The organism is Streptomyces sp. ITFR-21 (genome assembly GCF_031844685.1).
GTDB lineage: Bacteria > Actinomycetota > Actinomycetes > Streptomycetales > Streptomycetaceae > Actinacidiphila.
The window spans coordinates 6639730-6652372 of record NZ_CP134605.1 but is presented as its reverse complement, the minus strand read 5'-3'; the positions used below and the strand labels follow the sequence as shown (position 1 = coordinate 6652372).

9 protein-coding genes and 1 pseudogene are annotated in these 12643 nt (G+C 75.7%); 5 read left to right on the top strand and 5 right to left on the bottom strand.

Translation table 11 applies throughout. From position 1 onward, the window contains the following. Positions 1-57: 57 nt before the first annotated feature. Positions 58-1554: a hypothetical protein gene (locus RLT57_RS29745; RefSeq protein WP_311300351.1), complete on the bottom strand. Its 1497-nt coding sequence runs from the start codon at positions 1552-1554 to the stop codon at positions 58-60. Positions 1555-1695: 141 nt separating this feature from the next. Here RLT57_RS29745 and RLT57_RS29740 point away from each other — a divergent pair, with 141 nt between their 5' ends. Genes RLT57_RS29740 through RLT57_RS29730 form a run of 3 tightly spaced genes read left to right on the top strand, consistent with a single transcriptional unit; the run spans position 1696 to position 4017 of the window. Continuing rightward, positions 1696-2457, top strand: coding sequence for a LamB/YcsF family protein (locus RLT57_RS29740; RefSeq protein ID WP_311300911.1), 762 nt, complete (start codon positions 1696-1698; stop codon positions 2455-2457). Positions 2458-2497: 40 nt separating this feature from the next. Further along, complete coding sequence (locus RLT57_RS29735; protein WP_311300350.1) at positions 2498-3127, top strand: 5-oxoprolinase subunit B family protein; 630 nt, start codon at positions 2498-2500, stop codon at positions 3125-3127. Continuing rightward, positions 3124-4017, top strand: a complete 894-nt coding sequence (locus tag RLT57_RS29730; RefSeq protein ID WP_311300349.1) for a biotin-dependent carboxyltransferase family protein — start codon at positions 3124-3126, stop codon at positions 4015-4017. Before RLT57_RS29735 ends, RLT57_RS29730 begins: the two co-directional genes overlap by 4 nt. A 485-nt stretch (positions 4018-4502) precedes the next feature. On the opposite strand, the pseudogene RLT57_RS29725 reads toward RLT57_RS29730, so the two are convergent. The 3 genes and pseudogenes from RLT57_RS29725 to RLT57_RS29715 all read right to left on the bottom strand — a co-directional run. Next, positions 4503-4697, bottom strand: a pseudogene (locus RLT57_RS29725) (glycosyltransferase); the annotation flags it as partial. A gap of 48 nt (positions 4698-4745) precedes the next feature. Next, positions 4746-5864 (bottom strand): glycosyltransferase family 4 protein, encoded by a 1119-nt coding sequence (locus RLT57_RS29720; protein WP_311300348.1) that lies wholly within the window; start codon positions 5862-5864, stop codon positions 4746-4748. Between the two features lie 86 nt (positions 5865-5950). Beyond that, positions 5951-7414, bottom strand: coding sequence for a HEAT repeat domain-containing protein (locus RLT57_RS29715; RefSeq protein ID WP_311300347.1), 1464 nt, complete (start codon positions 7412-7414; stop codon positions 5951-5953). A gap of 381 nt (positions 7415-7795) precedes the next feature. Between RLT57_RS29715 and RLT57_RS29710 the strand changes: the two genes are divergently transcribed. Next, on the top strand, positions 7796-9280 hold the full coding sequence (locus RLT57_RS29710) for a PP2C family protein-serine/threonine phosphatase (protein ID WP_311300346.1): 1485 nt from the start codon (positions 7796-7798) through the stop codon (positions 9278-9280). 181 nt (positions 9281-9461) lie between these two features. Here RLT57_RS29710 and RLT57_RS29705 read toward each other — a convergent pair whose 3' ends face one another. Next, positions 9462-10970 (bottom strand): DNA-binding protein NsdB, encoded by a 1509-nt coding sequence (locus RLT57_RS29705; protein WP_311300345.1) that lies wholly within the window; start codon positions 10968-10970, stop codon positions 9462-9464. 345 nt (positions 10971-11315) lie between these two features. On the opposite strand from RLT57_RS29705, the gene RLT57_RS29700 reads away from it, so the two are divergent. After that, entirely contained in the window at positions 11316-12398 is a 1083-nt protein-coding gene (locus tag RLT57_RS29700) for an aminoglycoside phosphotransferase family protein (RefSeq protein ID WP_311300344.1), read from the top strand. Positions 12399-12643 lie beyond the last annotated feature (245 nt).

Here is a 12643-nt window from a genome sequence, read left to right as displayed (position 1 = left end):
TCGCGGCACGGTCGCGGCTCCGGTGGGGAACGTCACGGCGGTGGCGGCGCCCGGGGTTCACGGGGACTCCGGGGCGGGAGCGGTCAGCCGCGCCGTGCCGAGGACCAGGTCGGCGCCGCCGAAGTCGGGGTCGTCCAGCGGCGTGCCGTCGTCGACGGCGAACAGGAGGCGGGACTCGCCCTGCCGGTAGGCGGTGCCGACGGGCGGGGAGGCGGCGTGGACGGCCAGCAGGGCGACGAGGTACGGCAGGTCGGGGTCGCGGCGGCGGGCGGCGGCGAGGACGCCGGACAGGCGGCGCGGCGCGTCGTGCGGAAGGTCGAGCAGCTCCAGCGCGGACTCCAGCTGCTCCTCGGAGAAGCGGGAGTCGTCCGGGGTGGCCACCAGGTCGGGCTCCGGCATCTCGGCGCCGAGGTGCTCCCGCTCGACCGGGGGCGTCAGGAGCAGCTCGACGAGGTCGGCGGCGCGTACCGCGGCGGGGGTGCGCAGTCCCGCGCCGCGGGAGAAGAAGGCGTCGGTGACCCGGGAGGCCCGGTCCACCGGCAGCGTCAGCAGCGGCGCGACCAGCTGGCCGTAGAGGTCGAGCCCGGCCCGCGCGGGCGGCGCGGCGAACGCCTGCCGGTCCTGCTCGGCGCGGAACAGCGGGCCCGCCTCCAGCAGCCGGGACTGCAGCCGGGTGTGCCGGCGGATGCAGTCCTTGACGATGTCCACCAGCTCGGCGGCCCGCCGCCTGTGCTCCGGGTCCTCCGCCTCGTCGCGCGCCCTGCGGATGTTGGTGAGGATCGCGTTCTCGTGCCGGTACCGGTCCGCTACGTGGTCGAGCGCCTCGGCGATCATGTCCGGGACCTGCCGCAGCCAGTCCACCGCCCGGACGTTGCGCCGGGTGGCCTCCAGGGTGCGGCGCAGCGTCTCCGCGTACTGCACGGTGCGGTACCGGGCCTGCTCCGCGGCGAGTTGGGCGTCGGCCAGCCGGCCCCGGCTGATCAGTACCTCCAGCTTGACCTCGGCCGCGATCTGCGCGCTGGCGACGTCGGTGTCGAGCGCGCCGACCAGTACGTTGACCGCTTCGTCCGTGGTGCGCAGATAGACCGTGCCGGCCGGCCCCGGCACCTCCTCGACCAGCTTGAAGTCGTAGTCCCGCCGGACGTAGGCGCCGTCGGCGCCGAAGGTGCCGTACACCGCGCGGAAGCCGCGGTCGGCGCTGCCGACGTTGATCAGGTTCTCCAGCACCCAGCGGGCCACCCGCTCGTGCTCGGTCGGCGTCCTGGACGGTGCCTGGGCGGCGACCCGGGGCAGCAGCCTGCCCACTATCTGGTCGTGGTCCGCGCCGGTGTCGAAGTCCATGTTGAGGGTGACGAGATCGATCGCGGCGAGCGCCACCTCCGCCATCGCGTACACCGAGTACGCACCGGCCAGGTTCGCCTTGCGGATGTCGAGGTCGTGCAGCGGCGCGGTGCACGCGAGTGCCTTGAGCCTGCGGGCCAGGCCCTCGTCGGCCGCCGGGCCCGGTGCCGGGCGGACGGCACCCGGCACGGAGTACGGGACGGTGGTGGTCACGCCCCACACAGTAGGCGGTGCCACCGACAACGCACGAAACGGCACGGACCCGCACGGGGCGGGCGTGCCATGATCGTAGCCACGGCGGCGACCGCCTCGGCGGCACCGCGGACGGACAAGAACGACACCGGGCGGATCATCATGACGGATGCGGTCATCGATCTCAACGCGGACCTCGGCGAGGGCTTCGGCCGCTGGCGGCTCACCGACGACGACGCGCTGCTGTCGGTGGTGACGAGCGCGAACGTGGCCTGCGGCTTCCACGCCGGCGATCCGGCGACGATGCGCCGGGTGTGCGAGACGGCCGCCGCCCGCGGGGTGCGGATCGGCGCGCAGGTGTCCTACCGCGACCTGGCCGGCTTCGGGCGGCGTGCGATGGATGTGCCGCCGGACGAACTCGCGGCCGAAGTCGCGTACCAGATCGGCGCGTTGGAGGTGTTCGCCCGCGCGGCCGGCTCGGCGGTGTCGTATGTGAAGCCGCACGGCGCGCTCTACAACCGGGCGGTGCGCGACGCCGGTCAGGCCGCGGCCGTCGTCGCGGGGGTGCGGCTCGCGGGCGGGCTGCCGGTGCTGGGCCTGCCGGGCTCGCGGCTGCTGGCCGCGGCGGCGGCGGCCGGACTGGCCACGGTCGGCGAGGCGTTCGCGGACCGGGCGTACACCGCGGCCGGCACGCTGGTACCGCGCGGCGGGCCGGGCGCGGTGGTCGAGGACCCGGACGCGGTGGTGGCGAGGTCGGTGGGGCTGGCCCGGGACGGCCGGGTGACCGCCCTGACCGGCGAGCAGGTCGCGGTCGCCGCCCGCTCGCTGTGCGTGCACGGCGACACGCCGGGCGCCGCGCGGCTGGCGGTCCGGGTCCGGGAGTCGCTGGAGGCGGCCGGGCTCCGCGTGGCGGCGTTCGTATGACCGGCACCGCGGGGTCGCGCGGGCGGCGGGAGCGCGGGCGATGAGGCCGGCCCTGCGGGTACTCCCGGCCGGCGCCCGCGCCGTCCTGGTGGAGACCGCGGACGGGGAGCAGGCACAGGCGCTGCACGCGGAGTTGCTGCGACGGCGGGCGGCCGGCGAGCTGGCGGAGGTCGCCGAGATCGTGCCCGCCGCCCGTACCGTGCTGGTCAGCGGCCTGGCCGACCCGCGGGCCTTCGCGGTGGACGTGGCGCGCTGGGACCTGCCGCCGGTGGTCCGCGGCGGGGGGCGGGCGGTGGAGCTGCCGGTGCGGTTCGACGGGCCGGACCTTGCGGAGGTCGCCGGGCGGTGGGGGGTCACGGCGGAGGAGGCCGCGGGCATCGTGGCGGATACGGTGTTCCGGGTGGCCTTCTGCGGATTCGCGCCCGGGTTCGGCTATCTGACCGGCCTGCCCGAGCGGCTGCACGTGCCGCGCCGCGGGACGCCCCGCACCGCCGTCCCGGCGGGTTCGGTCGCGCTGGCCGGTCCGTACGCCGGGGTCTATCCGCGCTCCTCGCCCGGGGGCTGGCAGCTGATCGGTACGACGGGGGCCGCGTTGTGGGACCCGGCGCGGGAGCCGGCGGCGCTGCTGGCCCCGGGCACGGAGGTACGTTTCCGGGCGATGGGCCGATGAGCGCGCCGCCCCGGGTTCCCGCGGTGCTCCAGGTGGTCAGGGCGGGCGCCCTCACCACGGTGCAGGACCTCGGCCGGCCGGGCCACGCGCATCTCGGTGTGCCGCGCTCGGGTGCCCTCGACACGCCGGCGCACCTGCTGGCGAACCGGCTGGTGGGCAACCCGGCGCGGGCGGCCACGCTGGAGACGACGCTGACCGGCTGCGGTGTGCGGCCGTCCCGGTCGCTGGTGGTGGCGGTGACGGGCGCGGCGTGCCCGGTGCGGGTGGACGGACGGCCGGCCGCGTGGGGCGCCCCGGTACGGGTACCCGCGGGCGCGCTGCTCGACGTGGGAGCCGCGGTACGGGGGCTGCGGTCGTATCTGGCGGTGGCCGGCGGCGTCGAGGTGCCCGAGGTGCTCGGCAGCCGCTCGACGGACCTGCTGTCGGGGCTCGGGCCGCGCCCGCTCGCCGACGGCGACGCGTTGCCGGTGGGGGGCGCTGCGGGTCTGAGCCGGGGCGCGGATGTGGCGTGGTACGGCGGCCACCCGGAGGAGCTGGTGCTGCCGCTGGCGCCGGGTCCGCGCGACGACTGGTTCGTGGCCGGCGCGCTGGGCACGCTGGCCCGGGGCGCGTACACCGTCTCCCCGGCGTCGAACCGGATCGGGCTGCGCACGCTGGGCCCGGCCCTGCTCCGGGCCCGCGAGGGCGAACTGCCCAGCGAGGGCATGGTGCTGGGCGCCGTCCAGGTACCCCCCGACGGCCGCCCGGTCGTCTTCCTGTCCGATCATCCGACCACCGGCGGCTATCCGGTGATCGGTGTGGTGCCCGAGGCTTCGCTCCCGGCCGCGGCCCAGTCGCCGCCGGGGACGAGAATCCGGTTCGTGCCGGTGCGCTCCGCCCGCTGGGCGTAGCCGGTCGAGCCGGCGGTGCGGCCGAGTCCCCCCAGGGCCCCGGCGGTCGCCTCGGCGGAGGCGGGGTCGAGCAGCGGGCCGCTGCCCCGGCCGGCGTGCCGGTACTCCTCCCAGGCCAGCCGCGGCAGGTCGGGGAGCAGGTCGCTGCAGCGGTCGGCGACCCAGCGGGTGCCACGGGTGGCCATCCACCACACCGACGCGGCGGCTCCGGGCGGCGCGCCGTCCGGTTCCGACTGCGGGGCGGGGCCGGTGGCGATCCCGGCCGCGGTGAGCAGGGCGTGGAAGTCCCGGGCGAGCAGCCGGTGCCCGGTCTCGCTCGGGTGCAGCCGGTCGGCGCTGAGCGCACCGGGGCTGGTGGTGCAGGGATGGTCCGCGGCGTGCACGTGCACCGCGCCCTGGTGGGCCGGCGGCGCGTGCACGGTGTCGTTGAGCGCCCGCGTCCGCCGCTCCAGCGGCCTGGCCAGCGGCCAGGGAAGGTTGAGCACGGTGCCGGGGATCTCCGGGCAGGGCCGGGTGATCACCCGGCCCTGCCCGGTGGGCTCGTCGGACCTGTCGGCGCCGGGGATGACCAGCACCGGTTCGTGGCCGGCCGCCGCGTAGCCCTCTCCGAGGTGCCGCAGCGCGGTGCGCAGCCCCCCGGAGACGGGGGTGACGAAGTTGGCGATCCGCACGATCCGCAAGCCGCGCTCCGGTTCGCGGGCGTACGGGGGGGTCGTCGAGGGGGATGGTCATGCCGCCGCCTCGCGCTCGCCGAGAACCTGGTCGTAGTGGTCGAGCAGTTGGTCGCCGACGGCCTCCCAGGTGCGGTCGGCCACCGCCTCGCGGGCGGCGGCGGCGTAGCGGACCCGCAGCCGGGGGTCGGCGTGCAGCATTTCCACGGCGACGCGTATCGCGGTGCCGTCGACCGGCGGCACCAGCAGTCCGGTACGGCCGTGGTCGACCAGGTCCAGCGGTCCGCCGGCCGCGGGGGCGACCACCGGCACACCGCCGGCCATCGCCTCCTGGACGGTCTGGCAGAAGGTCTCGAACGGGCCGGTGTGGCAGAAGACGTCGAGCGAGGCGTAGACCCGGGCGAGGTCGCCGCCGGTCCTGCGGCCGAGGAAGACCGCGCCGGGCAGCGCCGACTTCAGGTTCGGCACGCTGGGGCCGTCGCCGACGACGACCACCCGCACGCCGGGCAGCGCGCAGGTCTCGGCGAGCAGTTCGACGTGCTTTTCCGGGGCGAGCCGGCCGACGTAGCCGACGATCAGCTCACCGCGCGGGGCGAGTTCGCGGCGCAGTGCCTCGTCGCGGTGGCGGGGGTGGAAGCGGGCCGAGTCGACGCCGCGGGGCCACAGGTGGACCCGGGGCACACCCTGCTCCTCCAGAGCGGTCATGGAGGCGGTGGAGGGGGCCAGGGTGCGGGCGGCGGCGGTGTGCACGCCGCGGATCCGGCGCCAGGCGGCGGCCTCGCCAGCGTTGAGGTACGTCCTGGCGTATCCGGCCAGGTCGGTCTGGTAGACGGCGACCGCGGGGATGTGCAGCCGGGTGGCGGCGGCCAGACCGCGCACGCCCAGGACGAAGGGGCTGGCCAGGTGGACGATCTCGGTGCGGTGGGCGGCGATGGCGGCTGCGGTCCTGCGGGAGGGCAGCGCCACCCGCACCTGCGGGTAGCCGGGCAGCGGCACGGACGGGACGCGCACGACCGGGCAGGGGTCCTGGCCGGGTTCTGGCCCCTGTGGTCCGGCCGGCGCTATGACCAGTGGGTCGTGGCCGCGGCGGGCGAGGTGTTCGGCCGTGCGCAGGGCGCAGTGGGCCACACCGTTGACGTCGGGGGGGAAGGACTCGGTGACTATGGCGACTCGCATACGGTGGTTGTCGCCGTATGCGGAGTTGTCGGGACCACGGGGATCTTTCCCTCAGTGAAACGCGCTGTGAGCGTTGGGGTCAGGCCTCATCTCGGGGAACCTCCCGAGCTCAGCCTTCCTCGCACCGCGGTCTGTACCTCGGCCTCCTCGGCGGGGTCCGCGGCCAGTCTCCGCAGCTGCGTCAGCACCCGTACGTCGCCGGACGCGGCGCGGCGCGCGGCCAGTTCCCTGGTGCTCTCCTCGCAGTCCCACAGGCACTCGACGGCGAAGCCGGCGCCGAAGCCGGGGTCGGCGGCGGCGAGCGCGCGTGCCGCGGTGCCGCGCAGCTGCGAGGAGGAGGTCTCCCGGTACAAATGGCGCAGCAGGGGGGCGGCGCGGCAGGCGGTGACCCTGCCCTCGTCGCCGGCCGCGCCGGCCGCGAGCCGTCCGGCGCCCTCGACGAGGGCGTCGAGGCCGTCGGCGTCCGCGCCGCCGGTCTGCACGGTCCGGCGCAGCGCGCCCAGTACCAGGCCGGCGTCCTGCGGGCCGCCGTGCCGGGCCAGCATCCGGGCAGCGGCGGCGCCGAGCTGGTCGGTGCGGACCGCCCAGCGGCGGGCGCGGACCATCGCGGCCTCGTCCCGCAGCCGTTCGAAGGACTCCACGGCGGCGCGCTCGACCCGTTCGTCACCGGAGCCGGCGGCGGCCTCGATCAGGTCCAGGCGCTCGGGGGCGCGGCGGTCGGCGAGGTGGCGCAGGGCCGCGGCGCGGGCGGCGGAGGGCCCCTGGCGGGCGGCGTCCAGCAGCGCGGGGTGGTCCTCGGGGCCGGCCACGGCGGCCAGGCAGCGGGCGGCGGGCTGGTCGCGCTCCACCGCCGGATAGCCGGCCAGGCCGTCCTGGGCCCAGCGGAGCACGGCGGTCACGCTCCAGCCGGGGGTGGGTCCGGCGGGCCGCAGTTGGCGCTGCCAGCGGTCGAAGGAGGACTGCTCCTGGGCGCGGCGGACCCGTCGGGCGGTGCCGGGGCGGGCGCCGTCCTCAGCCCACAGCTGCCAGGGCCGGGGCTCGTAGGACTCGCGCACGGCGCGGGCCAGTTCGCCGTCGCCCTCCGGTGTCCGCGGGAAACGGGCCAGCACGGCCGGGCCGAGGGCGCGCAGGGCGGTCTCGTCGTCGTCACGGACGGCGAGCTCGTCCAGGGCCCATTCCCAGCAGCCGCCGGTCGCGGCGTAGCGGCGCAGCAGCAGCAGTGCGTCGCGGCGGCCGTATCCGGCCAGGTGGCCGAGGACGGACAGGGCCAGGCCGGTGCGGTGCTCGTCGGGTGAGAGCAGGTCGTCGGGGCGGAAGAGGTGCTGTTCGATCCCGTCGAGCGGGCCTTCCAGGTCGGAGTACAGACGCGCGTAGTAGAGGGAGCGCGATTCGACCCGCCAGTCGAGGCGGGGGTCGCACAGCACGCACTGCTCCAGGGCGGCGAGCGCCTCCGCCCGCGGCGCCGCCAGGGCGTGCAGGGGCCCGTCTCCGCGTCCCCTCTGGAGGAGGCCGAGAAGGGTGCCACTGGGCGCTATGTCTGGGTCGAACATGAGGTCAGCATCCGGTGCGGGGGGAATCATGGCAACGGGATTTCCGCTGCCCATGCCCGGCATCCTTACCGGGCGCCAGGTGTTCCATACCTGGCGGTAGCAAGGATTCCGTGGGGACGGGCGGCGGAAGCCTACCCAGTGCGGGGGCGGGATGTCGCTTCCGGACGGCGCGCTCCGGCCACTCGCGCGGGGCCCGGCGCGGGGCGGCGGCCGGTTCGCGGCCAAAATTGCCCCAAGCATCCGGCATATGCCGCCAGCACCACCGGTTCGGGTATCACGGAAACCCTTACGGGTCATCGCTCGCTGTGCAACAGTCGTCACCGGTCCTTACCGTCCGCCACGGCCCCCAGCGGCTGCCCGCAGACATTCTCGGAGTGCGTCATGCCGTCTTCCACGCACGCGGATCACACCGCGGCACCGCTGCCGGGCTCCGGCGCGGTGGACGCGCTGATCTCCCAGGCACGCCAGTTGCGCACCTGGGCGGACGCGGTGCTGCGGGAGCACGCGAGCGCGGCGGAGGACCCGCGGCTGCGCTGGCAGCGGGCCCTGTGCGAGCTGGCCGTCCACCAGCTGGACGACCTGGGCGCCCATCTCGGCCAGCTCAAGGAGGGCTTCGGCCCGGACGAGCCCGCGGGCGCCCGCGGCCCGCTGCCGGACACGGCTGACGGGCCCGACACCCGCGCGCCGGCCCGGATTTCGGTGCCGGAGCGGGCCGCGGTCGGTGCGCTCGGCCGCGCGGGCAGCGCCGAGTGGGACCTGCTCACCGACGCGGTGCAGTGGTCGGACGAGCTCTACCGGATCTTCGGCCGCACCGCGGAGGACGGCCCGCTGACCCTGGACGAGCTGCCCTCCTGGGTGTTCTCCGAGGACCAGGAACTGCTGACAAAGATGGTGACCGGCTGCCTGGTCGACGGGCGGCCGATCGACGGCGAGTTCCGGATCGTGCGCGCCGACGGCTCGGTGCGCACGGTGCACATGGTGGGCGAGCCGGTGCTCGGCGCCGACGGCGGCACCGTGTCCATGTGGGCGGTGATCCGCGACGTCAGCACGCTGCGCCGCAGCCAGCGGACGCTCCGGGAGACCCGTGAGTCCCTGGAGCGGCAGCAGCGCATCGCGCGGGCCGAGCGCCGGATCGCGGTCGAGATGCAGGAGGCGGTGCTCCCGCCGTGGCGCGGCGCCCTGCGGTTCCCGCGGGACGGCGGCCCCATCACGATGGACCTCGCCGCCCACTACCTCCCCTCCGGCACCGGCGCGCTGGTCGGCGGTGACTGGTACGACGCGATGCAGCTCCCCGACGGCTCCTCCCTGCTGACCGTCGGCGACCTGACCGGACACGGGGTGGCCGCCACCTCGGGCATGGCGATGCTGCTCGGGGCACTGCGCGGGATGGCGGTCGCGGGGCTCCGGCCCGGTCCGCTGATGGGCTGGCTCAACGAACTGCTCGACACCTCCCCGCAGCCCGCGCTGGGCAGCGCCCTGTGCTGCCGTTACGAACCGGGCACCCGGACGCTGAACTGGTCGCAGGCCGACCATCCCGCCCCGCTGCTGTTCCGCGAGGGGCGGGGCCGGGTGCTGGACTCGCCGGAGGGCGTCCTGCTCGGCGCGACCTCCGGCGCGAAGTACGCCCAGGCCCGCGAGCAGCTCGCCCCCGGCGACCTGCTGGTGCTGCACACCGACGGCCTGGCCCAGCGGCGGGCCGCCGACGCCCCGGGCGGGGCCGGCAGCGGCGCCGACCGGCTGCTGGCGATGGCACCGCTGTTCGCCGCCACCCGGTCCGCGCACGAATGCGTACGGCTGGTGGCCGCGGAGTTCGGCACCCCGGAGCGCGAGGACGACGCCTGCGTCCTGGTCGCCAGGATCGCCTGAGCGGCCTCGCCGGAGCGTACGGCCGCGGCGCCGGGGAGCCGAACACGAAGCGGGGCCGTGTGCCGTGAGCGCCGCGCATCCGGCCGCGGGGCTCCGGACCCGCCGGGTCAGCCGGCGCGGCGACCGCTCCGCGCCCGCCGCCCGTTCGGCGGCAGGCCGGTCCGGCGCCGTGGCCCGCCGGTCACACCGGCATCCGGCCGTCCCCCTTGTCCCTGGTGGTTTCCCGGGGGCTCCTGACCGGCTTTCTGCGGGGCATCACGGCCTCGATCTCCGCGCGCAGGCCCTGGATACGGCGGTCGCCGGCGTACCGCTCGCTATGCCGGTACGTCTCGTACAGCCGGTCCCAGGTGCGGTGCGACGAGGTCTGGCCGATGGTCCGCAGCGCCTGCCGGGTCCAGTGGTCGGCCTGGCCGGGGTCGTCGTCGATGAAGCAGGCGGCGGCCAGTGACAGGTAGTCGAAGATCATCGAGCGCTCGTGGCCGTCGGTGCGCAGTTCCAGCGCCCGCTTGGCGTGCACCTGCGCCTGCGCGGCGGCGGCCGGGTCGAAGTCGGCCAGCGTCCGGTAGGCGAGCGCGTGCATGCCGTGCAGATCCGCCTCGTCGAAGTTCTGCATCCAACTCGGCTGCGGCGCGTCACCGTACCCGGAGACGAACAGCTCCTCGGCCTCGCCGAGGGTGCGCCGCACCGCCTGGCCGCGGCCCATGGCCGCCTGCGCCCACGCCTCGATGGTCCGCATCATGGCCCGGGCCCGCGGCGGGGCGCCCTCCCTGGCACCCGCCCTGGCGAGGTCCATCAGTTCGAGCGCCTCGTCCGGCCGGTTCAGATGCACCATCTGGCGGGCCGCCCGGGACAGCGCCTCGCCGGCCCGCGGCCGGTCGCCGGCCTCCCGCGCGGCGTGCGCCGCGAGCACGAAGTACCGCTGGGCGGTGGGTTCCAGGCCCACGTCGTGCGACATCCACCCGGCCAGGACCGCCAGGTTGGCCGCCACGCCCCACAACCGGCCCTGCAGCTGGGGCGGATGGCGGTAGGAGAGCATCCCGCCCACCTCGTTGAGCTGGCCCACCACCGCCTTGCGCTGGAGGCCGCCGCCCCGGGAGGCGTCCCAGGCGCGGAACACCTCGACCGAGTGCTCCAGCGACTCGATCTCCTGGGAGCCGAGGGGGGCCGCCTCGTAGCGGTCGTAGGCCGCGGGCTCGGCGTGCAGGGGGTCGTCGAGAACGGGTGCGTCGGCCGCCAGGGCCGGATCGGTGTGCAGCCACTCGTACATGGCCGCGCTGAGTACGGAGCCGGAGGCGAGCACGGCGCCCGCGCCCACCAGACCGCGTCGGTTGAGCATGAGGTCCATTCCCGTGAATTCGGTGAGGACTTCGGCGGTCCGTTCCGGCTGGGACAGCGCCAGGCCGTCTCCGGTCTGCCTCCTGCCCGTCTGCCGGCGCCGGTCGAACCCGAGATCCTCGATGGTCACGACACGGCCGAGACGCTCGGTGAACAGCGCTGCCAGCACCTTCGGCACGGGATCGCGCGGCGACTCACCGGTGTCGATCCAACGGCGCACCCGCGAGGTGTCGGTCGCCAGCTGCGCGTGGCCCATGGCCCCTGCCTGCCGGTTGACCAGCCGTGCGAGTTCGCCCTTGGACCAGCCGGTGAGGCCGAACAGGTCCGCGAGTCGGGTGTTGGCTTCATTGCCCACGTCAAGCCCCCAGGTTTCTCGGCACATCGACAGTAATCCGCCGACATCCGCCCCGCGACTATTCGCCAGGGTTCGCCAGGGTTCGCTACGTGGTCTGCCACCCGTGCCCTGGTGTCAGGTAGGAAAGCGCCACCCCGCCCGGCAACTGCCGGGCGTCGTACGGTCCTTCACCGGAACGGTACGGGGACGGCGGCACGGCGCGAGGACGGGCCGGCACCGCCGGCCGGACACCGCACTCCCCAGGGTGCGGTACCCGGCCGGCGGGGCGCGGCACCGGCCCCGCGCCGTGGCCGGCCGGCTGGTGCCCCTGAACTCGTAGGCACGCGAAGGGATCTGCTCTCCGTTATGTATTCGGCATCGTCCTCCGTGTCCGCTCCGCCACGCCCCGTGTACCCGTCGGTCGCCGAGCCGGTGCTCAGATCCCGTCAGACCACCGTGGTTCGGCGCGGCCCGGCGGCCGGCCCCCATCCACTCAGCGGGAGACTCGACCTGACCGGGCCCCAGGCCACGCAGTTGCGTTCCGCGGTCGCCGCGGTCCAGCGGATCTGTCCGGAGTTCACTCCTGTCCAACTGCTGCGCCGCGGCAGCCGTACCGCCCTGCTGATCGGCAGCTCCGGGCGGGCCCCGGCGGTCGCCAAGTGCCTCCTGGACCCCTCACCGACCTGGGCGGAACGTTTCCGCCGGGAGATAGCCGCCTACCGCACCTTCGTGCGGCACCGACCGCCGGTGCGGGTGCCGCGGCTGATCGCCGCCGACCCGGACAGCTGTGTGCTGGTGATGGAGCGCATGCCCGGCCGGATGGTGTCGCCGCAGCGGCATCCCTCGCACGCGCCCGGCCGCAGTGATGTGCGCATCGCGCTGTCGGCGTACTCGCGGATCAACCTGTGGCGACCGCCGCCCGGGTCCTTCGACGCGCCGATCGACTACCCGGCGCGGATCAACCGCTACCACGAGCTCGGGCTGCTCACCGACCGGGACATGGGCGACCTGCACAAGCTGCTGCACGGGCTGGCGCACGCGCAGGGGCAGTTCTGCCACGGCGACGCGCTGCTGTCCAACGTGCTGCTGTCCCCGGCCGGTCCCTCGCTGGTCGACTGGGAGCACGCCGGCTGGTACCTGCCGGGCTACGACCTGGCGGTGCTGTGGTCGGTGCTCGGCGACGATCTCGCGGCGCGCCGGCAGATCAGCCAGCAGGCGCAGGCACCGGGCCCGGCCGCGCGGGACGCCTTCCTGGTGAACCTGATGCTGGTGCTGACCCGGGAGATCCGCAGCTACGAACTGGCCGTCCAGCGCACCATGCGGGCGCCGGGTCCGGTGGCGCCCGGCTCGGCCGAGGCGGGCGAGGAACAGCGGCTGCTGCTGCGGCGGCTGCACGACGACTGCGCGATGGCGCGGGGCGCGGTCCGGGCCGCGGTGGGGACGCGCTGACCCGCGCCGACGAATCGTCACTGCATTCTGCCGTGCCGTTCGGCTGACCCACCGTCACGCCGCCGCCCCGGGCGACCCGTCCGGGTATCGTCCCGGGCGGCCCGTCCGCCCGCCGTCGCGCCCCGGAGGAACGACAGAGAGGAGGAAGGGAGGGGAAAACGTCACCGCACCGCCCGGGACGCACGTCGCCACCGCGGCGCGACGTTCCGCGCCCCGCGCCGGCCGGATCGCCCGCCCCGCCACGG

Excerpts from the sequence above, each read along its gene's own strand:
- RLT57_RS29715 (WP_311300347.1), bottom strand. The coding sequence starts at position 7,414 with ATGTTCGACCCAGACATAGCGCCCAGTGGCACCCTTCTCGGCCTCCTC.
- RLT57_RS29735 (WP_311300350.1), top strand. The coding sequence starts at position 2,498 with ATGAGGCCGGCCCTGCGGGTACTCCCGGCCGGCGCCCGCGCCGTCCTG.
- RLT57_RS29700 (WP_311300344.1), top strand. The coding sequence starts at position 11,316 with ATGTATTCGGCATCGTCCTCCGTGTCCGCTCCGCCACGCCCCGTGTAC.
- RLT57_RS29740 (WP_311300911.1), top strand. The coding sequence starts at position 1,696 with ATGACGGATGCGGTCATCGATCTCAACGCGGACCTCGGCGAGGGCTTC.
- RLT57_RS29720 (WP_311300348.1), bottom strand. The coding sequence starts at position 5,864 with ATGCGAGTCGCCATAGTCACCGAGTCCTTCCCCCCCGACGTCAACGGT.
- RLT57_RS29710 (WP_311300346.1), top strand. The coding sequence starts at position 7,796 with ATGCCGTCTTCCACGCACGCGGATCACACCGCGGCACCGCTGCCGGGC.
- RLT57_RS29730 (WP_311300349.1), top strand. The coding sequence starts at position 3,124 with ATGAGCGCGCCGCCCCGGGTTCCCGCGGTGCTCCAGGTGGTCAGGGCG.